Genomic DNA, 23840 nt, shown 5'->3' with positions numbered 1-23840 from the left:
CCGATGGTAACGATGTGCGGCAGGTTAAGCCTGCTCGGCACCTTTCTTCTTGGCTGCGCGTTTGGCTTTGGTCGCCGCCGCGATTTTCCGCGTTTTGTCGGACGCTTTCTTGGCTTTCTTTTTCGCCTTCTTCACGTTGTCCGCGGGCTTGGCGTCATCCTGCTTGCGGAAGGCGCTGTCCGGCTCGAAGTTGGCCGGCGGTTTGCCGCCGCGGCGCTTGCCGCGCCCCGCATTGCCGCTGTCGCGCAGCGTGCGCTGGCCGCCCTTCTTGGCGCGATCGCGCTCGGTTTTGCCTTCACCGCGCGCTTTGCGGGTGCTGGACACCAGCGCGAAGTCGATCTTGCGCTCGTCCATATGGACCGCATCCACGCGGATCTCCACCGTATCCCCCAGGCGATAGACCGTGCCGGAAGACTCGCCGATCAGGCGCTGGCCGATATTATCGTAGCGATAGTAATCATTATCCAGCGTTGATACGTGCACCAGCCCGTCGATGAACAGATCGTTCAGGCGCACGAAGAAGCCGAAGCCGGTCACGCTGGAGATAATGCCGCTGAACACTTCACCGACGTGATCCTGCATGAAATCGCACTTCAGCCAGTCGGCGACGTTGCGCGTCGCTTCGTCCGCGCGGCGCTCGGTCATCGAGCAGTGTTCGCCCAGCTGCAGCATCTCTTCGAATTCGCTGTGCCAGCCGCCGGTCGGCGTCCAGCGCTCTTTCGGCTCGCCATGCTCTTTGGCCAGCTGGTATTTGATCGCGCGGTGCAACGCCAGATCCGGATAACGGCGGATCGGCGAGGTGAAGTGGCCGTAAGAGGCCAGCGCCAGGCCGAAGTGGCCGCGGTTTTCCGGATCGTAAATCGCCTGCTTCATCGAGCGCAGCAACATGGTTTGCAGCATTTCGTGGTCAGGGCGCTCGGACACTTCATCCATCAGCACCGCATAGTCCTTCGGCTGCGGCTTGTTGCCGCCGCCCAGCGTCAGCCCCAGCTCGCTCAGCACGCTGCGCAGCGCGGAGATATGGTCATCGCTCGGACGATCGTGCACGCGGTACAGCGCCGGCTCGTTGCGTTTCTCGACGAAGCGCGCGGCCGCCACGTTGGCCATGATCATGCACTCTTCGATCAGCTTGTGGGCGTCGTTGCGCACCGTCGGCTCCACGCGCTCGATGCGGCGTTCGGCGTTGAAGATGAATTTGGCTTCTTCGGTTTCAAACGCGATGCCGCCGCGCTCGGCGCGCGCCTTATCCAGCACCTTGTACATGGCGTGCAGCTCTTCCAGGTGCTTGACCAGCGGGTGGTAATGCTCGCGCAGCTCCTGATCGCCCTGCAGAATGTGCCACACCTTGTTGTAGGTCAGGCGGGCGTGGGAGCTCATCACCGCCTCGTAGAACTTGGCCGTGGACAGGCGCCCCTGAGCGGAGATGGTCATCTCGCACACCATACACAGGCGATCGACCTGCGGGTTCAGAGAGCACAGCCCGTTGGACAGCACTTCCGGCAGCATCGGGATCACCTGCGACGGGAAATACACCGAGTTGCCGCGGCTGCGCGCTTCGTCGTCCAGCGCGGTGCGTGGACGCACATAGTAGCTGACGTCGGCGATCGCCACCCACAGTCGCCAGCCGCCGCCGCGTTTTTTCTCGCAGTACACGGCGTCATCGAAGTCGCGCGCGTCTTCACCGTCGATGGTGACCAACGGCAGCTTGCGCAGATCGACGCGGCCCTTCTTGGCCGCTTCCGGCACCTGTTCGCTGAGATCGGCCACCTGCTTTTCCACCTGCGGTGGCCAGGTATGCGGGATCTCATGGGTGCGCAGCGCGATATCCACCGCCATGCTGGTGCCCATTTTGTCGCCGAGAATCTCGACGATCTTGCCGACCGCTTTGGTGCGGCGGGTTGGGCGCTGAGTCAGCTCCACCACCACCATGTAGCCCATGCGCGCGCCGCTGACGCTGTCCGCCGGGATCAGAATATCGAAGCTCAGACGGCTATCGTCCGGCACCACGAAGCCGGTACCGGCATCCATGAAGAAGCGGCCGACGATCTGGCTGGTTTTCGGCACCAGCACGCGCACGATGCGCGCTTCGCGACGCCCTTTGCGATCCGCGCCCAGCGCCTGCGCCAGCACCACGTCACCGTGGATCGCCATTTTCATCTGTTCGGCGGACAGGTACAGATCGTCTTTGCTGCCTTCAACGCGCAGGAAGCCGTAGCCGTCGCGGTGGCCGATCACCGTGCCGCGCAGCAGGTCCAAACGCTCCGGCAGCGCGTAGCACTGGCGGCGGGTAAACACTAACTGGCCATCGCGCTCCATGGCGCGCAGGCGGCGGCGCAGCGCTTCCAGTTGTTCTTCGCCGCTGAGGCCCAATTCGTTGCCCAGTTCTTCGCGGCTGGCCGGCGTTTCTCGTTTCGCCAAATGGGCCAGGATATATTCACGGCTGGGGATGGGAGATTCGTATTTTTCTGCTTCTCGTTCCAGGAATGGATCTTGTGACATTGCGGTTCCTCCGTTGTCATCAGCAGGATGACGTTGAGCCTTGTCTTCTCAACGTCGTTTTATTCGACAAGCAATAGCTTGTAGAGCGGCGGATTGTCTTCGACCATGTCGGCCAACGTATGCTTATCCAGCTCTTCAAGGAAATTCTGTACGCCCTGTTGGAGCACCTGCTTCAATCGGCAGGCAGGGGTGATGTGGCAAAACTCGCTGCTGCAGTTAACCAACGCAAGCGGCTCCAGCGCCCGCACGACATCGCCGAGGCGAATGCTCTCGGCCGGTTTGCCCAAACGGATGCCGCCATGCTTGCCGCGCACCGCCGTGACAAAACCGACCCGGCTCAACTGATTGATGATCTTCACCATATGGTTGCGAGACACGCCATACACCTCGGTCACTTCCGAAATACTGGTCATCTTGTCCTGCGGCAACGAGGCCATGTAGATCAACGCCCGCAGACCATAATCAGTAAAACTTGTTAACTGCACATCTTACCTCTGGGTATGACTTTACCCGTCTGATACGCCGCTTTTCGGCGCTATTCAAAAGATTACTCATTGGATAATAAACCAGCCGGAGAGTTCGTCGCTAATTATTTAGCGAATCCCGCGCCCTAAGGCGGGTTTATGAAAGGATTTTTTGACGTGAAACCGCAATCGGAGGGAGTCAGGATAAAAACAAACCGGGACGCGCCCGGTTTGTTTAATGCCGCAAAGCCTGATTATGCGTCGAACGGGTCGCGCAGGATCATGGTTTCGCTGCGATCCGGGCCGGTAGAGATGATGTCTACCGGTACGCCGGTCACTTCTTCGATGCGCTTGATGTAGTTCAGCGCAGCCTGAGGCAGCTTGCTGTGCTCTTTCACGCCAAAGGTGGTTTCGCTCCAGCCCGGCATGGTTTCGTAGATAGGCTCAATGCCTTCCCAGCCTTCAGCCGCCAGCGGAGTGGTGTCCACTTCACGGCCGTCCGGCATGCGGTAACCCACGCAGATTTTCACTTCTTTCAGGCCGTCCAGGACGTCCAGTTTGGTCAGGCAGAAGCCGGACAGGGAGTTGATCTGCACCGCGCGACGCACCGCTACCGCGTCCAGCCAGCCGGTACGACGACGACGGCCGGTGGTGGCGCCGAACTCGTTACCCTGCTTGCACAGGTACTCGCCGGTTTCATCGAACAGTTCGGTTGGGAACGGGCCTGCCCCCACGCGAGTGGAGTAGGCTTTCACGATACCCAGCACGTAGTCCACATAACGCGGGCCGATGCCGGAACCGGTAGCCACGCCGCCGGCGGTGGTGTTGGAAGAGGTCACATACGGGTAAGTACCGTGGTCGATATCCAGCAGGGTGCCCTGAGCGCCTTCGAACATGATCAGATCGCCACGCTTGCGCGCGCCGTCCAGCAGTTCGGAAACGTCAACCACCATCGCGGTCAGGATATCGGCGATAGACAGCACGTAGTCCAGCGTCGCCTGATAATCGACGGCTTCAACTTTGTAGTAGTTGACCAGTTGGAAGTTGTGGTAATCGACGATCTCTTTCAGCTTAACGGCGAAGGTTTCTTTGTTGAACAGATCGCCGACGCGCAGACCGCGACGAGCCACTTTATCTTCGTAAGCCGGGCCGATGCCGCGACCGGTAGTGCCGATCGCTTTCGCGCCGCGCGCTTTCTCACGCGCGTTATCCAACGCAACGTGGTAAGGCAGGATCAACGGGCAAGCTTCAGAGAGTAACAGACGTTCGCGTACCGGGATGCCACGCGCTTCGAGTTCACCCATTTCTTTCATCAACGCGTCCGGCGCCAGAACAACACCGTTGCCGATGATGCTGGTGACGTTTTCACGCAGAATACCTGAAGGAATTAAATGAAGAACGGTTTTTTCACCGTTGATTACCAGAGTGTGGCCAGCGTTATGGCCACCTTGGTAGCGCACAACATATTGAGCCCGTTCAGTCAGCAGGTCTACAACCTTGCCTTTACCTTCGTCACCCCATTGGGTGCCCAGTACGACGACGTTCTTACCCATTTTTCAAAATCACCGATTGCTTAAAAATGGATTCTACCACCGTAATTTTCGATTTTCAGCACTTTTAGCATACGATTGCATAAATTTTGGGCTAGACTTTAAAGACCCGTGCGGCCGCTCAACATGTAGTAGATCACGCAGCCCGCAACCACTATTCCACCGCCAAATCGCCGCAGCGTCGCGTCCGGCAACTGCGACATCGCCACAATCATTTTGCGCCAGGCCTGCGGAAACAGCATCGGCCCCAGTCCTTCCAGCACCAGGACCAGCCCGAGCGCCAGCCAAATCGTTGAGTTCATGCATCCCCCAAAAACGAGAAAGGGCCCGCGAAAACGGGCCCTCGATCAGATTGCCTGCCGCGCTTATTTGCGCAGGGTATCAGGCGACTTCATGTAGCGGAAGAAATCGCTGTCCGGGCTCAGTACCAGCACGTCCTGGTTGTCCTTGAAGCTGGCTTCATAGGCACGCAGGCTGCGGATAAAGGCATAGAAGTCCGGATCCTGGCTGAACGCGTTGGCGAACAGCTTGGCTGCTTCAGCATCGCCTTCACCACGGGTGATACGCGCCTGACGCTCGGCTTCCGCCAGGGTACGGGTCACTTCGTAGTCCGCGCTGGCGCGCAGTTTCTCGGCTTCTTCCTGGCCCTGCGAGCGCAGGCGACGGGCTACCGCTTCACGCTCGGCGCGCATACGCTGGTAGATGGCGTCGGAGACTTCGGCCGGCAGGTTGATCTGCTTGATACGCACGTCGATCACTTCGATGCCCAACGCCGCCATGCTGTTCGGGTTCACCTGCGGCTGTTTGCCGGTGGTTTCCCGCTCAACGCGCGCCGCCGCAGAGGCGATAGCGTCATCGGCTTCGGTGGTCGCCACTTCTTCGCCGTCACCCACGGTGCCGGTGTTCAGCGCGTCACGCACGTCAGACATCAGCTTGCCGCGCGAGTCGGTCACGATGTCTTTCACGTCCAGGCGGCCGATTTCGGAACGCAGACGGTCGCTGAACTTACGCTTCAGCAGCACTTCGGCCTGGGAGACGTCGCCGCCGCCGGTCGCCAGATAGTAGCGGCTGAAGTCGCTGATGCGCCACTTCAGATAGGAGTCAACGATCAGGTCTTTCTTCTCGCTGGTCACGAAGCGATCGGCCTGGTTGTCCATGGTCTGGATACGCGCATCCAGGTTCTTCACGGTCTCAATGAACGGGATCTTGAGGTGCAGACCCGGCGCATACACCAGCGGCTTGTTTTCGCCGTCGCGCAGCACCTTGCCGAAGCGCAGCACGATGCCGCGCTGGCCTTCCTGCACCACGAACAGCGAAGCGTACAGCACCACCAGCACCGCGAGGACAATAACTACAAAAGACTTACGCATTGATTACTCTCTCCCTACGCGAGTGGTGTCGTCACGCTGCGCATTCGCCCGGCGCTGATCCATAACCGATCCGCTGCTGGTGCGCGGGGTGCTGCTGTTGGCAGCCGGCGCTGGATTCGGATTGAGGCGAATCAGGCTGGTATCCTTGTTGCCGCTCTCCGTCGCCGCGCCTTGGCCGCGCAGCATCTGATCCAGCGGCAGCACCATCAGGTTGTTGCCTTTGTCGCTCACCAACACCTTACGGGTATGGCCCAGCACTTTTTCCATGGTTTCGATATACAGACGCTCGCGGGTGATCTGCGGTGCGGACTTGTATTCCGGCAACAGCTTGGCAAAGCGCGCCACCTCACCCTGAGCTTCCAGGACGGTGCGGTCTTTATAAGCCTTGGAGTCTTCCAGCAGACGCTGCGCCTGGCCGTTCGCACGCGGCTGAACTTCGTTGGCGTAAGCTTCCGCTTCACGGATGTATTGCTGCTCGTTCTCACGCGCGGCGATCGCATCGTCGAACGACGCCTTCACCTCTTCCGGCGGACGCGCCGCCTGGAAGTTGACGTCCAGCAGCGTGATGCCCATGTTGTAAGGACGAATGGTCTCTTCCAGCATGCGCTGCGTATCGTTACGCACCACGGTACGGCCTTCGGTCAGGATGCGATCCATCGAGTATTTGCCGATCACGCCGCGCAGGGCGCTGTCGGTCGCCTGGCTCAGGCTGTCGTCGGCATTGACGACGCTGAACAGGTACGCTTCCGGGTTGGTCACGCGGTACTGCACGTTCATTTCCACGCGCACCACGTTTTCATCGGAGGTCAGCATCACGCCGGACGCCGCCAGCTCACGCACGGATTCCACGTTCACCGGACGCACGTCGTCGATGAAGGTCGGCTTCCAGTTCAGGCCCGGCTGCACCAGGTGGCTGAACTTACCGAAACGCGTCACAACGCCGCGCTCGGCTTCCTTGATGGTGTAGAAGCCGCTGGCGGCCCAGATCACCACCACGGCAACCGCCGCGATACCGATAATGCGGCCGCTGAAGCCCGGGCCGGAGGCCCCGGTGCCGCCGCTATTGCTGTTGGAGCCTTTGCCCCCGCCAAAACCGCTCAATTTCTTGCTCAGTTTGCGGAAGATATCATCCAAATCAGGTGGCCCTTGATCACGACCGCCTTTGTTGTTACCGCCAGAGTTGCCGCCATTGTTATTGCTGCTCCCCCACGGGTCGCGGTCCTGTCCGTTATTACCGGGCTGATTCCACGCCATGTTTTAGCTCCATATTCTGTGATTGGGTACTTCAGGCTTTCGCGAAGCATAAATGTAACAGGATATGATCATACGATAAAGTCAATCAGGTCCTGTTCTTGCTTGCAGAGACGACGCCATTCGACGATCGGCATTCGCACCACCACGCCAATGCTGCCGTCCTCTTCGTTCCACTCTTTTTCAATCGCCTGAAGCTGGTAAAAACGGCTGCGAAGACGGCCTGCCCGTGGCGGTAAGCGCAATTCGTAATGCGCGATCTCCCCCGATAAGCGCTCCGTCAACGCCTGATACAGCAACGGAATACCCTCTCCGCTGGCGGCGGACAGCCACACCCGGATCGGCAGGTTTTCATCGTTGCGGTCGATACGCGGCACAAAATCGTCCAGCATATCTATTTTGTTCATCACTAACAGTGTAGGGATTTCATCCGAGTCTATCTCCGCCAGCACGGTGTTCACCGCGTCGATGTTCTCGTCGACGCGCGGATCCGCCGCGTCGATGACGTGCAGCAGCAAAGAGGCCTGGCGCGTCTCCTGCAGCGTCGCCTTGAAGGCGGCCACCAGATCGTGCGGCAGGTGCCGGATAAAGCCTACGGTATCCGCCAACACGGTATCCCCCACGTCCGGCACGTCAATGCGCCGCAACGTAGGATCCAGGGTGGCAAATAGCTGGTCCGCCGCATACACCTCGGCAGACGTTATTCGGTTAAACAGGGTGGATTTGCCGGCGTTGGTATAGCCCACCAGCGATACGGTCGGCACATCGGCGCGGGTTCGCGCGCGTCGGCCTTGTTCACGCTGCTTCTCTACCCGCTCCAGGCGGCGCAGAATCAAGCTGATGCGATCGCGTAACAGGCGACGGTCGGTCTCAAGCTGGGTTTCCCCCGGCCCGCGCAGGCCTATCCCCCCTTTTTGCCGCTCCAGGTGCGTCCAGCCGCGTACCAGACGCGTGGCGATGTGACGCAGCTGCGCCAGCTCCACCTGCAGCTTACCTTCATGGGTGCGGGCACGCTGGGCGAAAATGTCTAAAATCAGCCCGGTGCGATCGATCACCCGGCATTCGCACAGGCGCTCGAGGTTTCTTTCCTGCGCCGGGGAAAGGGAATGATCAAACAGGACAACAGACGCGCCGCTGGCTTTCACCGCATCTGCAATTTCTTCGGCCTTTCCTTCGCCGACAAAGTACTTCGGATGCGGGGCTTTGCGGCTACCAGTCACCACTTGCAAAGCTTCGACACCGGCTGAGGAGACCAGCGATTCGAACTCGCTGAGATCTTCCGTATCTTTGTCTTGCGAGAAATAGATATGAACCAGTACGGCCTGCTCACCGGCTTCATAACGGTCAAACAAGCGTGCAACCTCTCAAACGGACACTCACCGTGAGTTTGGGGGACATAAACAGCACGCGGCTGCTTATGCTCCCCGTCATGGTTGACTTGCAACGCGCTTTATTCAGCGTCATCGCTTTCCTGCTGCGGCTGTTGCTGCGCAGACGGATTGTTACCATGGTGATAGTTGCTTGAACCGCCGCTCGGATTGTTGCTGTGATGCGAGACCGGGCGTGACGGGACAACGGTAGAGATAGCGTGCTTGTACACCATCTGGCTAACCGTGTTCTTCAACAGGATGACAAACTGGTCAAAAGACTCAATCTGGCCTTGCAGCTTAATACCATTCACCAAATAAATAGAAACCGGAACACGTTCACGACGCAATGCGTTCAGGAACGGATCTTGCAAAGATTGCCCCTTAGCCATTCTATCTTTTCCTTATTTGCTTGTTGTTTGTAACTAAGAACCTGTCGGCTCTAAAATAAACGACGTAAAAAATTTGCGCGCTGAATACTCAGCAATTGTACACAATCACCCAACCTATGCACTAACAACCTGTGTCACCGAGTCCAAAGCCTCTCCCGGCTTTTCACTGTCCAACCAATGGACCGACTCCCAACCCCGTAACCAGGTCATCTGGCGTTTAGCCAACTGACGTGTTGCGCAAATACCACGATAAACCATCTCATCGTAACTAATTTCACCAGACAAGTATGACCACATCTGGCGGTAACCGACACAGCGAATGGAGGGCAAGTCCGTATGCAAATCACCCCGTGCGAAAAGTGCACGCGCTTCCGTCTCAAAACCCGCCGCCAACATTTGATGGTACCGCAGCTCGATGCGTTGATGGATCAACTCACGGCTGGTCGGCGCTATCGCAAATTGGTGAACTTGATACGGTAACGATTCACCCGAAATTTTAGTCAGTTCCGTTAAAGTTTTACCCGAAATAAAAAAAACTTCCAGTGCTCTGGACAGTCTCTGCGGATCATTCGGATGAATTCTCACTGCCGCGACCGGATCGATCGCCTGTAACTGACGGTGCAGCGCCTCCCAGCCCTGCTCCGCCGCTTGCCGTTCGATGCGCTCGCGCACCGCGGGATCGGCGGACGGCAACGGCGACAGTCCTTCCAGCAACGCCTTGAAATACAACATGGTGCCACCCACCAACAGCGGAATGCGGCCGGCGGCGGTGATATCGGCCATCTCTTTCAGCGCATCGGCGCGGAACTCCGCAGCCGAGTAAGCTTCGGCGGGATCGCGAATATCGATCAGCCGATGCGGCGCCTGCGCCAATTCTTCGGCGCTCGGCTTGGCGGTGCCGATATCCATGCCGCGATAAATCAGCGCGGAATCGACGCTGATCAGTTCCACCGGCAGGCGCTCGCGCAGCGCGATCGCCAGCGCGGTCTTGCCCGAGGCGGTCGGCCCCATGATGAAAATAGCCGGGGGACGTGATGTCATTTCAGTTTCAGTCATGCTTGAGGGCCGCCAGTGCGGCCTGTAAATCAACGGGTTGTAAAAGTCCGCTCGGTGGCGATTTGACCAGCTGCGGGCAAAGTCGTTCAACGTCGGTCAGCAATTGTATCGCTTGCGAGGTGTTCCACTGTTCATGTTCGCTGCCGAGACGGCGAGCGAGCCAGGTGGCCAACACCGCGGGCGACATCTCCTGATGCTCGGCCAGATAGCCTAACAGTTCGGGTATCAGTTTTTGTAAATTTTGTTGGCGTAATGGTAAAGGCACTGCGCGCAGCGTCACACGGCCGTGATCCGTCTGCAAGTCCAGCCCCATCATCGTCAGCAGCGCCTGATGCCGCGCGATGGCCGCCGCTTCGTTCTTGTCCAACGTCAGCTTGACTGGGATCAGCAGCGGCTGCGGCCGCAGCCCTTCCGTCGGCGGATTGAGCTGCGCCTGGCGCAGCCAGCGCTCGGCCACCGTCAGGTTGAGCAACGCCGGCTGCTGGCGCTGTTCAATCAGTGCGTAGCACGGCGGATGGATCATCAGCACCCGGCCAAAGCTGTGTTGCCCGCTCGCCAACGGCGTTTCCACGGCGGCTTTCACCGGTGGGAACAGCGGCGGCCGACTCGGGGCTTCCGGCGCGGCCTCAGCCTGCGGCTCGGCGGCAGGCCGCATCAGTTTGCCGTACAGCTCGCCTTCGCGTTTCTGGTAACCGCCCGCCGTTTGCCAACCGGGCTGCGGCGCGCGCTCGCGGGCAGCGCCGGCCGGTGGCGGCGTTTCGCGACGCGGCGCCGGCTGTGAAAAATGGTTGCCGCCGGCGGCGACGCGGTTTTCCTGCTGCCAGACCGGCGCAGGCGCCTCGTCAGGCGCTTCCGCCAGCGGCAGCGACGGCGTCTGCCCGGCCTGTTGCAGCACCGTGGTCACCGCCTGGTAGATAAAATCGTGCACCAGCCGCGCCTGATGGAAACGCACCTCGTGCTTGGCGGGATGAACGTTGACGTCCACCTGGTGCGGATCCACCTCCAGATACAACACGTAAGCGGGCTGCTGATCGTCTTTCAGCTGATCCTGATAGGCCTGACGAATGGCGTGGTTGATCAAGCGATCGCGCATCATGCGGCTGTTGACGTAGCAATACTGCATCTCACCCAGCTGGCGCGCCCCGTCCGGATCCGCCACCCAACCGCGGATGCTCAGATCGCCATGCTGCCAGTCGATGTTCAGCGCATGCTGCAAAAACGCCGGGCCGCAGATGCTGCCCAAACGGCGCTCGTGCTGGCTTTCTTCCTTCGCCGCCCGATATTGGCGGATCAGTTTGCCGTTATGGCTGAGGTTGATCGCCACATCGAAGCGCGCCAGCGCGATGCGCCGCACCACTTCATCGATATGGCCGAATTCGGTTTTCTCGGTGCGCATGAACTTGCGGCGCGCCGGGGTGTTGTAAAACAGATCCAGCACTTCCAGCGTGCTGCCGACCGGGTGCGCGGCGGGTTTGACCGTCACCGCCTGTTCGCGCCCTTCGGCATAGGCTTGCCACGCTTCGCTCTGGTCTGCGGTGCGCGACGTCAGGGTCAAACGGGAAACCGAGCTAATGCTGGCCAGTGCTTCGCCGCGAAAACCGAGGCTGACGATCGCTTCCAGGTCGTCGAGCGTGCTGATTTTACTGGTGGCGTGCCGCGCCAGCGCCAGCGCCAGATCGTCCTTGCCGATGCCGCAGCCGTTGTCGCGAATGCGGATCAACTTGGCGCCGCCGCGTTCGATATCGATATCGATGCGCGTCGCACCGGCGTCCAGGCTGTTTTCCACCAGCTCTTTGACGACCGACGCGGGGCGTTCGACCACCTCTCCGGCGGCGATCTGGTTGGCGAGCTGTGGCGGTAACACCTGGATAGGCATGCTGACTCCTGTAGCGGTGGCGCTAGGCCTGCGGAATGGTCAGCGTCCGATCCAGCGGCGCGACGTCCGACTTCAGATTATTGACCCGTTTCAAATCGCCGACGCTGACCCCGTAGCGAGAAGCGATGGAGGACAGCGTGTCCCCGCGGGCCACTTTATGTTTAGACGGCTTCTTCGCCGGCGTTTTCGCTTTGGCGACGGCGGTGACGGCGGCGGTTTTCCCCGCCGGCACCTTCAGGCGTTGCCCGACCCACACGCCGTCTTTCTTCAGTTTGTTCAGATCCCGCAGCGCCGCCATGGTCGTGCCGTAGCTGTCGGCGATGCCGGACAGCGTCTCCGCCCGTTTCACCACGTGGATCTGGGTCTTGCCGCTTACGTTGCGGCTCGCGCCGGCCGAGCTGACGATAGGCTCAGGCTGGCGCACGTCTGGTGTTGAAGTGTTAACCGCCGCTGCGACGTCCAGCGGTCGGTTTTCCACCTTTGGGTCGGCTTGCAGCGGATGCGCCAGGAAGTAGCTGCGCAGGCCGTTATGAATGGCCTTGGCAATCTTCTCCTGATACGCGCTACTGCCCAGCAGCCGCTCCTCCGTGCTATTACTGATAAATCCTGTTTCCACCAGCAGCGATGGAATATCCGGCGAACGCAGCACGCCCAGGCTGGCGTGTTCCGGCCGGCGTTTATGCAACGATCCGACGCTCTGCAGCTGCTGCAGCACCTTCACCGCCACATCGTAGCCAACGCGCTGCGAGTGGCCGAACTGCAGATCCAGCACCGCCTGGCTCAGATAAGGGTCGGCCTGGCTGTTGGCCAGCAAGTCGCCGGCGCCGCCGAGCAGCTCGGACTGCTTCTCATGCTGTTCGAGCCAACCGGCCATTTCGCTGTTGGCGCGGCGATTGGACAGCACCCAGACGGAAGCCCCGCTGGCGCTGCGGTTTGGCGCGGCGTCGGCGTGGATGGAGACCAGTACGTTGGCGCCCTGTTTACGCGCAACGTCGGAGCGCCCCATCACCGAAATAAAATAGTCGCCGTTACGCGTCAGCACCGGCTTGAACTGCGGATCGGCGTCCAGCATCGCCTGCAGGCGGCGCGCGATGGCGATGGTGACATTCTTTTCTTTCAACCCGCTCGGGCCGATGGCGCCCGGATCCTGGCCGCCGTGGCCGGCGTCGATCGCCACCACCACCCGATCGCCGGAACCGGCGGAAACGCGGCTGCTGCGCGGCGTCACCTCAGTGGCGGTGCCCGCGACCACGCTCTGTTTATTGGTAAAGGGATTCGATCCCGTCGGCGCTTTGCGCAGCGGCGGCTCCGGCGCTTCACGCACCGCGACCGGCGCCTGACGCGGCGGTTGGCTGACGGCGACCGGCGCAGGCGTTTGGACCGGCGCTTTACGCGCCACGGTATTGACGCCGCCTTCGGCCGTAAGGGTGAATACCACGGTGTGCACGCCGCCGTTCTGGCGGGTGGAGACGCGGGTTTTAGCGCGCTGAGTCAGATCAAACACCAGGCGCACGCTCTGAGCGTCTTTCGGCGCGCTGGAGCGAATGCTTTTCACCAGGTTTTGGCCGCTGAAATTGAGCGGCAGCCCGCCGACCTTGCCTTTCTGGTTGACGTCCAGCACCACGCGCTCCGGGCCGTGCAGCGGGAAAAACGCGTAGTCCGGCGGGCCATTGAAGCTCACCGACACCGTCGCTTCGCGCTGGGCGTTGGACACTTTGATATCGGACAGCGAGGATGCCGCCAGCGCGTTCAACGCGCCGAGCGGCCCCAGCACGGCGATCAGCATGATGACCGCAAATTTTTTCAACACATGCGTCATTGCAGCATCATCCCTGTGATCCATGAATACGGTCTAACAGCTGGCTGCCGTAAGCAGAAATCGCCTCGATCTTCGCCTCTCGCCCCTCGCCCTGATAGCTGAGGTGCAGCGCCAGATCCGGCTCCGGCAGCACGCCGGTGCCCTGCTGCGGCCATTCGACCAGGCAGATGGCGTCTTGCGCGAAGTAATCGCGAATGCCCATAAATTCAAGCTCTTCCGGATCGGCCAGGCGATACAGATCGAAGTGATATACCGCCAAGGGCTGCAAGGCATAGGGCTCCACCAGCGTGTAGGTCGGGCTTTTGACATTGCCCTGATGCCCCAACGCCTGCAGGAAGCCACGGCTGAAGGTGGTTTTACCGGCGCCCAGGTCGCCGTAGAGATAGATGACGCTGGCGCGATCGCAGGCCTTGGCCAAAGTGGTGCCCAAAGCGACAGTCGCTGCCTCGTCCGGCAGAGGTAAAACGAGTTCTTTCATTCGATAAAGTCTATTTTGCCCACTCAGGGTTAACGAAATGAAGGATGTCCGGCAGTAAATCGGTCGCCAACATGCCTCTTGTTCCTTGTCTTTCCGCTACGCGATCGCCGGCCGCGCCGTGTACGACGCAGCCCGCACAGGCGGCATCATACAGCGAGAGCTTTTGCGCCAGCAAACCGCCGATGATGCCCGACAGCACATCGCCCATGCCGCCGGAGGCCATGCCGGCGTTGCCGACGTCGGCGATCGCCATCTGGCCCTGCTCATCGGCGATCAGCGTGCCGGCGCCTTTCAGCACCGCCACGCCGCCGTAGCGCGCCGTCAAGTTACGCACGGCAAGTAAGCGATCACTCTCGATGTCGGCAGTGCTGCAGCTCAACAGCCGCGCCGCCTCTCCGGGATGCGGAGTCATCACGCGATTCTGCCGTTTCTCGGGATTTAATGCCAGCAAGTTCAGCGCATCGGCGTCCCACAAGGCCGGTTTATCGCTGGTTTGCAGCACGTTCAAGGCGTTTTTGCCCCACTCAGCCTGGCCCAGCCCCGGGCCAATCACCAGCACGTCCGCCCATTGCATCGCCTGCCGCAAGGTCGTCTCGTCCAGCGCCTGCGCCATCAACTCCGGCCTGGCCGCCAGCAGCGACGCGACGTGCTCAATGTGAGTAAGCACTCGCACCAATCCAGCCCCGCTGCGCAGCGCCGCTTCCGCCGCCATGCGAATGGCGCCGCCGAATCCGCGGTCGCCGCCCACCAGCAGCAGACGGCCATGCTCGCCCTTATGGGCGCAGGGGCGCCGCGGATGCAGCCAGCGCGGCAACGCCTCGGCGGTAAGCCGCTGAATCTGTTCCGGTTGCTTCGCCAACCAATCCGCTAAGCCTAGCGTATTCTGATGAAGTTGCCCGACCCAGTCGCGCGCCTGCCCGGTCAGCAAACCCGGCTTGAGGCCGATGAACGTGACGGTATGCGCGGCACGCACGACCGCGCCCGGCGCCGCGCCGCTTTCCGCCAGCAGCCCGGACGGGATATCGAGCGCCACCACCGGCGCCGAATGGCGGTTGGCGGCCTCGATCAGCGCATCGTAAGGCGCGCGCGGCGCGCTGCCCAGGCCGGTGCCTAACAGACCGTCGATAATAAGAGAGACGGACGCCGGCCAGCGGCTGTTCGCCGGCAGAATATCGCCGCCGGCGGCCAGCCAGGCCTCGCGGGCCGCTGCGGCCTCCGGCGGCAAAGGGCGTGCGCCTTCGCAGGCGATCACCGTCACCTGCACGCCCGCCGCCTTCGCCAAACGCGCCACCACATAGCCGTCGCCGCCGTTGTTGCCGTGGCCACAGAGCACCAGCCAGTGGTTGCAGCAGGGATAAGTGTCGCGCGCCAGTACGTAGGCCGCCTGACCGGCGCGCAGCATTAAATCGTAAAGAGAAAGACCGAGCGAGGCCGCCGCCGCAGGTTCCGAACGACGGATCCAATCCGCAGGCCAGACAGAGTGTGGTAAACTGTCAGCGTATGCTTTTTCACTGTGGCCCGTCATGACGCACCCCCTCGATCTCCATCAACTCGCCCAACATATCAAGCAATGGGGGCAATCGCTAGGATTCCAGCAGGTTGGCATCTGCGATACCGATCTCAGCCTGGAAGAGCCGAAGCTGCAGGCCTGGCTCGACAAACAGTACCACGGCGAGATGGAGTGGATGGCGCGCCACGGCATGCTGCGCGCGCGCCCTCACGAGCTGTTGCCGGGCACGCTGCGGGTGATCAGCGTGCGCATGAACTACCTGCCGGCCAAGGCGGCGTTCGCCAGCACCCTGCAAAACCCGCAATTGGGCTACGTCAGCCGCTATGCGCTGGGGCGCGATTATCACAAGCTGTTGCGTCAGCGCCTGAAAAAGTTGGGCGATCAGATCCAGGCCTACTGCGGCGAACTGAATTTCCGCCCCTTTGTCGACTCGGCGCCGGTCATGGAGCGCGCGCTGGCCGCCAAGGCGGGCATCGGCTGGGTTGGTAAACACTCACTAATTCTTAACCGCGAAGCCGGATCCTGGTTTTTCCTCGGCGAACTGCTGATCGACCTGCCGCTGCCGGTGGATCAGCCGCAGGAAGAGCAGTGCGGCCGCTGCGTCGCCTGCATCACCACTTGCCCGACCGGGGCCATCGTCGCGCCCTACACCGTCGATGCCCGGCGCTGCATTTCCTATCTGACCATCGAACTGGAAGGCGCGATCCCGGAGGAATTCCGGCCGCTGCTCGGCAACCGTATCTACGGCTGCGACGACTGCCAGCTGATCTGCCCGTGGAACCGATTTTCGCAACTCACCGACGAAGACGATTTCAGCCCGCGTGCCGCGCTGCATGCGCCGCAGCTGATCGATCTGTTCAGTTGGACGGAAGAAAAATTCCTGCGCATCACCGAAGGCTCGGCGATACGCCGCATCGGTCACCTGCGCTGGCTGCGCAATATCGCCGTGGCGCTGGGCAATGCGCCTTATGAGGACAGCATCGTGCTCGCGCTGCGCACGCGTTTGGACCAGGACGCCATGCTGGACGAACATATCCACTGGGCGCTGGCGCAACAGCTCGCTCGCCGTGAAGCGCAGGGCATCGAGGTGCAAACGGCGCAGAAAAAACGGTTGATACGGGCTGTGGAAAAAGGTTTGCCAAGGGATGCCTGACGGGGTGAGCCGCGCGGGCGTATCGCCCGAAATCTCACTCTGTGGATTTGTGCATAAAAATAAAAACACGTTGTCTTTCAACTGCAACAAAAAGAGCAAGTGATCGGCATAACGTTTTGGGATAAATAAATAAGCTTATAAATCAAATATATAAATATTTAATTTGTATGACGTTGATTTTTCAGGCTGGCGGGTTTATGTACAGAGGCTGTGGATAACTCTGTTCACAACGTTTTTAGCAGGTGTGTAAAACGGGACAAAAACCCGCGCCGGATAAGGCGTTGGATTTGAGTTTGAAACGAAGAGAAAATTGGAGCGGGAAACGAGACTCGAACTCGCGACCCCGACCTTGGCAAGGTCGTGCTCTACCAACTGAGCTATTCCCGCATTGAGATGCTTTTGGCATCCGGTCACCAAACACTGGCGTGACCTTTGAATTTTTGGAGCGGGAAACGAGGCTCGAACTCGCGACCTCAACCTTGGCAAGGTTGCGCTCTACCAACTGAGCTATTCCCGCGTCGCATAGGTACTGCTTGATACTGCTTTATTTATTCATCATGCCGCATCGCGACATTGTTGAATTTGGAGCGGGAAACGAGACTCGAACTCGCGACCCCGACCTTGGCAAGGTCGTGCTCTACCAACTGAGCTATTCCCGCCCGGCGTATCGATGGTGGAACGTTACGAAATTCTTCATCGGTACGGGGTGCGCATTATACGAGAAATCCTTTTTGTCGCAAGCCCCTGAAAGCAAAAAAACGCGATTTTTGTTTGATTGCCGATTAAAGCGCCAGATTGGCGAATTAAGCGGCTAAAAACGGCGTTTTTTCCCCGCAGAGGCCGCCATCGCCTTAAAGCTGAATGAAATGTTCGCGGTAATAAGCCAGTTCGGCCACCGATTCGCGGATGTCATCCAGCGCCTGATGGGTGCCCTGCTTCTTAAAGCCGCCGAGAATTTCCGGCTTCCAACGGCGCGCCAGTTCTTTCAGCGTGCTAACGTCCAGGTAGCGGTAATGGAAGTAGGCCTCCAGCTCCGGCATGTAGCGGAACAGGAAACGGCGATCCTGGCCCACGCTGTTGCCGCAGATCGGTGATTTGCCGGCCGGCACCCATTGCTGCAGGAAGGCGATGGTTTCCAGCTCGGCGGCGCGATCGTCCTGCTGGCTGGCTTTCACCCGCTCCACCAGCCCGCTGCCGGTATGGGTGCGCACGTTCCACTCGTCCATCAAGGCCAGCTGCTCGTCGGATTGGTGCACGGCGATCACCGGCCCTTCCGCCAGGATGTTCAGATTGGCGTCGGTGACCAGCGTGGCGATCTCGATAATACGGTCACGCTCGGGATCCAGCCCGGTCATCTCCAAATCGATCCAAATCAGGTTATTTTCGTTTGCTGTCATGATGTTTCCTGCCTAAAAGCCGAGAGAAAAACGCTGTGTGGACGAGACGACGGCCGCCGCCGATGGCGACACGCCGCAGCCGGCGGCTAACAACGGTTATTTAATATAAAATAGCGTGTATCATAGTCTTTTTGGTCGCCATGGGCGACATATACCCTGACGGGTTCAAGGCTGCGCCCGGGGCAAGTCCCCCGCCGCGGCTGTGCGTATACGTAAAGGTATAAAACCGATTCAAGTGAGGCGCAGTGAGTAAGAACAAACTGTCCAAAGGTCAGCAACGCCGCGTGCAGGCGAACCATCAGCGCCGTCTGAAGCGCGCCGATAACAAACCGGAACCGGATGATTCCCAGCTGGGCGAGCCGCAGGAAGGCGTCGTCATCAGCCGTTTCGGCATGCACGCCGACGTTGAGGCGCCGGATGGCACTCAGCACCGCTGCAACATCCGCCGCACATTGCGTTCGCTGGTGACCGGCGATCGCGTGGTATGGCGCCCCGGCCTGGGCGCCCATGAAGGGGTAAAAGGCATTGTGGAAGCGGTGCACGAACGCACCTCGGTGCTGACGCGCCCGGACTTCTATGACGGCGTGAAGCCGATCGCCGCCAATATCAATCAGATCGTCATCGTGTCGGCGATCCTGCCCGAGCTGTCGCTGAACATCATCGACCGTTATCTGGTGGCCTGCGAAACGCTCGAAGTCGAGCCGCTGATCGTGCTCAACAAAATTGACCTGCTGGACGCCGAAGCGCGCAAGCTGGTCGACGGCATGATGGATATCTATCGCAAGATTGGCTACCGGGTGCTGGAAGTCTCCAGCCAAACGCGGGAAGGCATGGCGGAGTTCGAACAGGCGCTGGCCGGGCGCATCAGCATCTTCGCCGGTCAGTCCGGGGTCGGCAAGTCCAGCTTGCTGAACGCGCTGCTGCCGCCGTCTGAAGAGCAAATTCTGGTAAATCAGGTTTCCGACGTCTCGGGCCTCGGGCAACATACCACCACCGCCGCGCGGCTGTACCATTTCCAGCACGGCGGCGACGTGATCGACTCCCCGGGGGTGCGCGAGTTTGGCCTGTGGCACCTGGAGCCGGAACAAATCACCCGCGGCTTTGTCGAATTCCGTGATTATTTAGGCGGTTGCAAATTCCGCGACTGCCGCCACGATACCGATCCCGGCTGCGCCATTCGCGCGGCGATGGAGAAAGGCGATATCGCGCAAGAGCGGTTCGACAACTATCACCGTATTCTGGAAAGCATGGCACAGGTGAAGGTTCGCAAGAACTTCACGGACGCCGCAGACTGACACTGACGAGCGAGCATTGACGACGGCGGAGCCCTCGTTACAATGCGCGCCCTTTACCCTGATTCACGAGGTTAACGTGCTGGATAGCATCAAGATTAAACTGCAATATTGGCTGCCGAAGCTGGCGCTGACCCGCCTGGCGGGCTGGGGCGCCGACAAACGGGCCGGCTGGCTGACCCAACTGGTGGTCAAAACCTTCGCCCGCTTCTACCGCGTGGACATGCAGGAAGCGCAAAATCCGGATCTGGCGTCTTACGCCACCTTCAACGACTTCTTCGTGCGCCCGCTGCGCGACGGCGCGCGCCCCATCATCGCCGACGCCAACTGGCTGGCGCTGCCCGCCGATGGCGCCATCAGCCAGCTCGGCCCGATCCGCGAGGATCAAATCTTCCAGGCCAAAGGCCACCACTACAGCCTCGAAGCGCTGCTGGCCGGCAACTATCTGTTGGCCGAGCCGTTCCGCAACGGCCTGTTCGCCACCACCTATCTGGCGCCGCGCGACTATCACCGCGTACACATGCCGTGCGCCGGCGTGCTGCGCGAAATGATCTATGTGCCGGGCGATTTGTTCTCGGTCAACCCGCTCACCGCCGCCAACGTGCCTAACCTGTTCGCACGCAACGAGCGCGTGATCTGCGTATTCGACACCGACATCGGGCCGATGGTGCAAATCCTGGTCGGCGCCACCATCGTCGGCAGCATCGAAACCGTCTGGGCCGGCACCGTCACGCCCCCGCGCGAAGGCATCATCAAGCGCTGGACCTACCCGGCCGCCGGTGAAGAAGGCGCCATCGCGCTGGAAAAAGGCGCCGAGATGGGCCGTTTCAAACTCGGCTCCACGGTGATCAACCTGTTTACCGCAGGCAGCGTGCAGTTTGCGCCGCAGCTGCATAACGGCACCGTCACCCGCATGGGTGAAGCCTTCGCCGAAATCCCGGCCGCCGCTGAAACGCCACAGACCCCGCTCTAAAGGAATCGACGCCGTGCGCCTTTTCATCACGCTTTTGCTCGGTTGCCTGCTGTGGCAACCGGCGCTGGCCGCCCCCGTGCCGACCGAGACCCAGCTCAAACAGGAGCTGAAGCAGGCGGAAAGCAGCAAAAACGCGCCGAATCAGGCGGAAACCACCGAGGCGCTGCAAAGCGCCCTCAACTGGCTGACGGAGCGCAAAGAGTCGCAGACTCGCTCCGAGCAGTATCAGAGGGTGATCGACGATTTTCCGAAGATGACGCAGGAGCTGCGCCGTCAGCTGGTGCTGGAAAGCAACAAGATCCTGCCTAACGGCGACGATCTGCCGGCCGCCGAGCTGGAACAGCAGATCCTGCAAACCAGCAGCCTGCTGCTGGAACAGGCGCGCCTGCTGCAGCAAGAACAGGATCGCACGCGGGAGATCAGCGATTCGCTCGGCCAGCTGCCGCAGCAGCAGACCGACGCCCGCCGTGCGCTGACGGAAGTGCAGCGCCGCCTGCAGGCGCAGCCCGCCAACCCGACCACGCCTTATGCGCAGGCCGCCCTGGCCCTGCTGCAGGCCGAAGCCGCGGCGCGCAAAGCCAAAGTGGACGAGCTGGAGCTGGCGCAGCTGTCGGCCAACAACCGTCAGGAGCTGGCGCGCATGCGCGCCGAGGTCTATAAAAAGCGCCACGAGAAAATAGACGTTCAACTGCAGGCGCTGCGCAATAACCTCAACGCCCAACGCCAACGCGAAGCAGAGCTGGCGCTGGAAAAAACCGAGCAGTTGGCCGAGCAGAACGGCGATTTGCCAAAAAGCATCAGCCAGCAGCTGCAGATCAACCGCGAACTGTCCGCCGCGCTGAACAGCCAGGCGCAGCGCATGGATCTGATTTCATCGCAGCAGCGGCAGGCGGCGGCGCAGACGCTGCAGGTGCGCCAGGCGCTGAGCACCATCATCGAGCAGGCCCAGTGGCTCGGTTCGTCGTCGGCGCTGGGGGAAACCCTGCGCGCCCAGGTGGCGACACTGCCGGAAATGCCCAAGCCGCAACAGCTGGACGGCGACATGGCCCAGCTGCGCGTGCAGCGCCTGCAGTTTGAAAACCAGCTGGAAAAACTGTCGCAGCGCGAATTCAAACGCGACGACGGCAGCGCGCTGACCAATCAGGAGCAACGCATCGTCGATGCCCAGCTGCGCACCCAGCGCGAGCTGCTCAACTCGTTGTTATCCGGGTGCGACACCCAAATCCTCGAGCTGACCAAGCTGAAGGTGGCCAACACCCAGCTGATCGAAGCGTTGAACGAAATTCGCGACGCCACCCACCGCTATCTGTTCTGGGTGCCGGACGTCAATCCGATCAACTTCTCCTACCCGCTCAACGTGGCGCACGATCTGACGCGCGTCCTGTCGCTGGACACGCTGTCTCAACTCGGCGGTGCCTTCATGATGATGGTGACCAGCCGCGAAACGCTGATCCCGATCTTCGGCGCCCTGCTGCTGGTGATTTTCAGCATCAGCTCGCGCAAGCACTACCACGCCTTCCTCGAGCGCGCGAGCAGCCGCGTCGGCAAGGTGACGCAGGACGAATTCTTCCTGACGGTGCGCACAGTGTTCTGGTCGATTCTGGTGGCGATGCCGCTGCCGGTGCTGTGGGCCGCGCTCGGTTACGGCCTGCAGAGCGCCTGGAACTACCCGGTGGCGGAAGCGATCGGTAAAGGGGTGACCGCCACGCTGCCGATCCTGTGGATCTGCATGATCTGCGCCGCCTTCGCCCACCCGCAGGGGCTGTTCATCGTGCACTTCCGCTGGCCGGCGAAGCAGGTTTCGCGCGCCATGCGCTACTACAAGATGTCGATCTGGCTGATCGTGCCGCTGATCATGGCGCTGATCACCTTCGATAGCCTGAAAGAACGTGAGTTCGCCAACACCCTGGGGCGGCTGTGCTTCATCCTGCTGTGTCTGGCGCTGGCGCTGGTCACCCACAGCCTGAAACGCGCCGGCATTCCGCTGTATCTGGATAAAAACGGCTCCGGCGACAACATGCTCAACAGCGCCTTCTGGGGGCTGCTGCTGTCGGCGCCGCTGCTGGCGGCGCTGGCCTCGACCGTCGGTTACCTCACCACCGCGCAGGCGCTGTTGGCGCGTCTGGAAACTTCGGTGGCGATCTGGTTCCTGCTGCTGGTCGTCTACCACATCATCCGCCGTTGGATGTTGATCCAGCGGCGGCGCATCGCCTTCGATCGCGCCAAGCAGCGCCGCGCCGACATTCTGGCCCAGCGCGCCCGCGGCGAAGACGAAACTTCACATACCCCGAACAGCACCGAAGGCGCCATCGATCCGGACGACTCGGACTTCGATCTGGACACCATCAGCGCCCAGTCGCTGCGGCTGGTGCGTTCGATCCTAACGCTGATCGCGCTGGTGTCGGTGATCGTACTATGGTCGGAGATCCACTCCGCGTTCGCCTTCCTGGAAAATATCTCGCTGTGGGACGTAACCTCGACGGTGAACGGCGTGGAAACCGCCCATCCGATCACCCTCGGCGCGGTTCTGATCGCCATTCTGGTGTTGATCATCACCATGCAGCTGGTGCGCAACCTGCCGGCGCTGCTGGAGCTGGCGGTGCTGCAGCACCTGGATCTGTCCCCGGGCACCGGCTACGCCATCACCACCATCACCAAGTACCTGCTGCTGCTGTTCGGCGCGGTGCTCAGCTTCGCCTGGATCGGCATCGAATGGTCGAAACTGCAGTGGGTGGTTACCGCGCTCAGTCTGGGGTTGGGCTTCGGCATGCAGGAGATCTTCTCCAACTTCATCTCCGGCTTGATCATCCTGTTCGAGAAACCGATCCGCATCGGCGACACCGTGACGATCCGCAATCTGACCGGCACCGTCACCAAGATCAATACCCGCGCCACCACCATCTCGGACTGGGACCGCAAAGAGATCATCGTGCCGAACAAAGCGTTCATCACCGAACAGTTCGTCAACTGGTCGCTGTCGGATAACCTGACCCGTGTGGTGCTGACCGTGCCGGCGCCGGGTGAAGCCAACAGCGAAGAGGTGACCAAGATCCTGATGAACGCCGCCGAGCGCTGCTCGCTGGTGCTGGATAACCCGGCGCCGGAGGTTTACCTGGTCGATCTGCAACAGGGCATCCAGATCTTCGAGATGCGTATTTACGCCGCCGAGATGGGCCACCGCATGCCGCTGCGCCACGAGATCCACCAGCTGATCCTGGCGGGCTACCGCGAGCACGGCATCACGCTGCCGTACCCACCGTTCCAGGTGCGCACCGAGACGCTGTCGCGGCTGACCAACAACGGCCGTACGCCGCCGTCCACGCCGGCGCCGAACACCAAGCGCGACGCCGGGGGCCTGTAAGCACTTATCGCGATAAAAAAAGGGCCGGCAAA

General features: G+C 60.8%; 18 protein-coding genes and 3 tRNA genes. 4 read left to right on the top strand and 17 right to left on the bottom strand.

The annotated features are described in order from the left end of the window. Window positions 1–24: 24 nt before the first annotated feature. The 13 genes from rnr to nnr all read right to left on the bottom strand — a co-directional run bounded on the left by rnr (window position 25) and on the right by nnr (window position 15647). Complete coding sequence (gene rnr / locus ACJ8PE_RS17860; RefSeq protein WP_033651494.1) at window positions 25–2499, bottom strand: ribonuclease R; 2475 nt, start codon at window positions 2497–2499, stop codon at window positions 25–27. A 59-nt stretch (window positions 2500–2558) separates the two neighbouring features. Next, window positions 2559–2984 carry a nitric oxide-sensing transcriptional repressor NsrR gene (gene nsrR / locus ACJ8PE_RS17855; RefSeq protein WP_015376391.1) on the bottom strand — a complete coding sequence of 142 codons (426 nt, stop codon included), beginning with the start codon at window positions 2982–2984 and terminating at the stop codon, window positions 2559–2561. Between the two features lie 233 nt (window positions 2985–3217). After that, on the bottom strand, window positions 3218–4516 hold the full coding sequence (locus ACJ8PE_RS17850; RefSeq protein WP_025159583.1) for an adenylosuccinate synthase: 1299 nt from the start codon (window positions 4514–4516) through the stop codon (window positions 3218–3220). A 98-nt stretch (window positions 4517–4614) separates the two neighbouring features. Then, window positions 4615–4815: a DUF2065 domain-containing protein gene (locus ACJ8PE_RS17845; RefSeq protein ID WP_004933666.1), complete on the bottom strand. Its 201-nt coding sequence runs from the start codon at window positions 4813–4815 to the stop codon at window positions 4615–4617. A gap of 63 nt (window positions 4816–4878) precedes the next feature. Continuing rightward, complete coding sequence (hflC, locus tag ACJ8PE_RS17840; protein WP_004933669.1) at window positions 4879–5883, bottom strand: protease modulator HflC; 1005 nt, start codon at window positions 5881–5883, stop codon at window positions 4879–4881. A gap of 3 nt (window positions 5884–5886) precedes the next feature. Then, the gene (gene hflK / locus ACJ8PE_RS17835; RefSeq protein WP_033641626.1) at window positions 5887–7137 is read right to left on the bottom strand and encodes an FtsH protease activity modulator HflK; all 1251 of its coding nucleotides are present in this window, start codon (window positions 7135–7137) and stop codon (window positions 5887–5889) included. 68 nt (window positions 7138–7205) lie between these two features. Then, a complete protein-coding gene (gene hflX, locus ACJ8PE_RS17830) occupies window positions 7206–8486 on the bottom strand; it encodes a ribosome rescue GTPase HflX (protein ID WP_033641625.1) in 1281 nt (426 codons plus the stop codon). Between the two features lie 98 nt (window positions 8487–8584). Then, window positions 8585–8893 (bottom strand): RNA chaperone Hfq, encoded by a 309-nt coding sequence (hfq, locus tag ACJ8PE_RS17825; protein ID WP_004933678.1) that lies wholly within the window; start codon window positions 8891–8893, stop codon window positions 8585–8587. Between the two features lie 114 nt (window positions 8894–9007). Beyond that, a complete protein-coding gene (gene miaA / locus ACJ8PE_RS17820) occupies window positions 9008–9949 on the bottom strand; it encodes a tRNA (adenosine(37)-N6)-dimethylallyltransferase MiaA (RefSeq protein WP_047025079.1) in 942 nt (313 codons plus the stop codon). Continuing rightward, a complete protein-coding gene (mutL, locus tag ACJ8PE_RS17815; RefSeq protein WP_122004263.1) occupies window positions 9942–11825 on the bottom strand; it encodes a DNA mismatch repair endonuclease MutL in 1884 nt (627 codons plus the stop codon). The genes miaA and mutL overlap by 8 nt, the downstream gene beginning before the upstream one ends. A 22-nt stretch (window positions 11826–11847) precedes the next feature. Then, entirely contained in the window at window positions 11848–13644 is a 1797-nt protein-coding gene (amiB, locus tag ACJ8PE_RS17810) for an N-acetylmuramoyl-L-alanine amidase AmiB (RefSeq protein ID WP_197760328.1), read from the bottom strand. Window positions 13645–13651: 7 nt separating this feature from the next. Beyond that, on the bottom strand, window positions 13652–14122 hold the full coding sequence (gene tsaE / locus ACJ8PE_RS17805) for a tRNA (adenosine(37)-N6)-threonylcarbamoyltransferase complex ATPase subunit type 1 TsaE (protein WP_025305017.1): 471 nt from the start codon (window positions 14120–14122) through the stop codon (window positions 13652–13654). A 10-nt stretch (window positions 14123–14132) separates the two neighbouring features. Beyond that, window positions 14133–15647 (bottom strand): bifunctional ADP-dependent NAD(P)H-hydrate dehydratase/NAD(P)H-hydrate epimerase, encoded by a 1515-nt coding sequence (nnr, locus tag ACJ8PE_RS17800; RefSeq protein WP_197760329.1) that lies wholly within the window; start codon window positions 15645–15647, stop codon window positions 14133–14135. Here nnr and queG point away from each other — a divergent pair. Further along, window positions 15646–16785, top strand: coding sequence for a tRNA epoxyqueuosine(34) reductase QueG (gene queG / locus ACJ8PE_RS17795; protein ID WP_033651499.1), 1140 nt, complete (start codon window positions 15646–15648; stop codon window positions 16783–16785). The genes nnr and queG overlap by 2 nt on opposite strands. A gap of 311 nt (window positions 16786–17096) precedes the next feature. Here queG and ACJ8PE_RS17790 read toward each other — a convergent pair. The 4 genes from ACJ8PE_RS17790 to orn all read right to left on the bottom strand — a co-directional run bounded on the left by ACJ8PE_RS17790 (window position 17097) and on the right by orn (window position 18182). After that, window positions 17097–17172: transfer RNA gene (locus ACJ8PE_RS17790), tRNA-Gly, on the bottom strand. A gap of 54 nt (window positions 17173–17226) precedes the next feature. Continuing rightward, window positions 17227–17302 (bottom strand) — tRNA-Gly (locus ACJ8PE_RS17785). A gap of 66 nt (window positions 17303–17368) precedes the next feature. Further along, window positions 17369–17444, bottom strand: a tRNA-Gly gene (locus ACJ8PE_RS17780). Window positions 17445–17636: 192 nt separating this feature from the next. Further along, window positions 17637–18182, bottom strand: a complete 546-nt coding sequence (orn, locus tag ACJ8PE_RS17775; protein WP_197760331.1) for an oligoribonuclease — start codon at window positions 18180–18182, stop codon at window positions 17637–17639. A gap of 245 nt (window positions 18183–18427) precedes the next feature. Here orn and rsgA point away from each other — a divergent pair, with 245 nt between their 5' ends. The 3 genes from rsgA (at window position 18428) to mscM (ending at window position 23808) form a co-directional block, all read left to right on the top strand. Beyond that, window positions 18428–19477, top strand: a complete 1050-nt coding sequence (gene rsgA / locus ACJ8PE_RS17770) for a small ribosomal subunit biogenesis GTPase RsgA (protein WP_033641617.1) — start codon at window positions 18428–18430, stop codon at window positions 19475–19477. A 76-nt stretch (window positions 19478–19553) separates the two neighbouring features. Beyond that, window positions 19554–20447 carry an archaetidylserine decarboxylase gene (gene asd / locus ACJ8PE_RS17765; protein WP_089192471.1) on the top strand — a complete coding sequence of 298 codons (894 nt, stop codon included), beginning with the start codon at window positions 19554–19556 and terminating at the stop codon, window positions 20445–20447. A gap of 13 nt (window positions 20448–20460) precedes the next feature. After that, window positions 20461–23808 (top strand): miniconductance mechanosensitive channel MscM, encoded by a 3348-nt coding sequence (gene mscM / locus ACJ8PE_RS17760; protein WP_273873545.1) that lies wholly within the window; start codon window positions 20461–20463, stop codon window positions 23806–23808. Window positions 23809–23840 lie beyond the last annotated feature (32 nt).

The sequence above is a fragment of the Serratia sp. CY74737 genome, assembly GCF_052166775.1.
Lineage (GTDB): Bacteria > Pseudomonadota > Gammaproteobacteria > Enterobacterales > Enterobacteriaceae > Serratia > Serratia ureilytica.
Note: the sequence above shows the minus strand (reverse complement) of the source record. Positions and strands in the feature narration are given on the sequence as shown.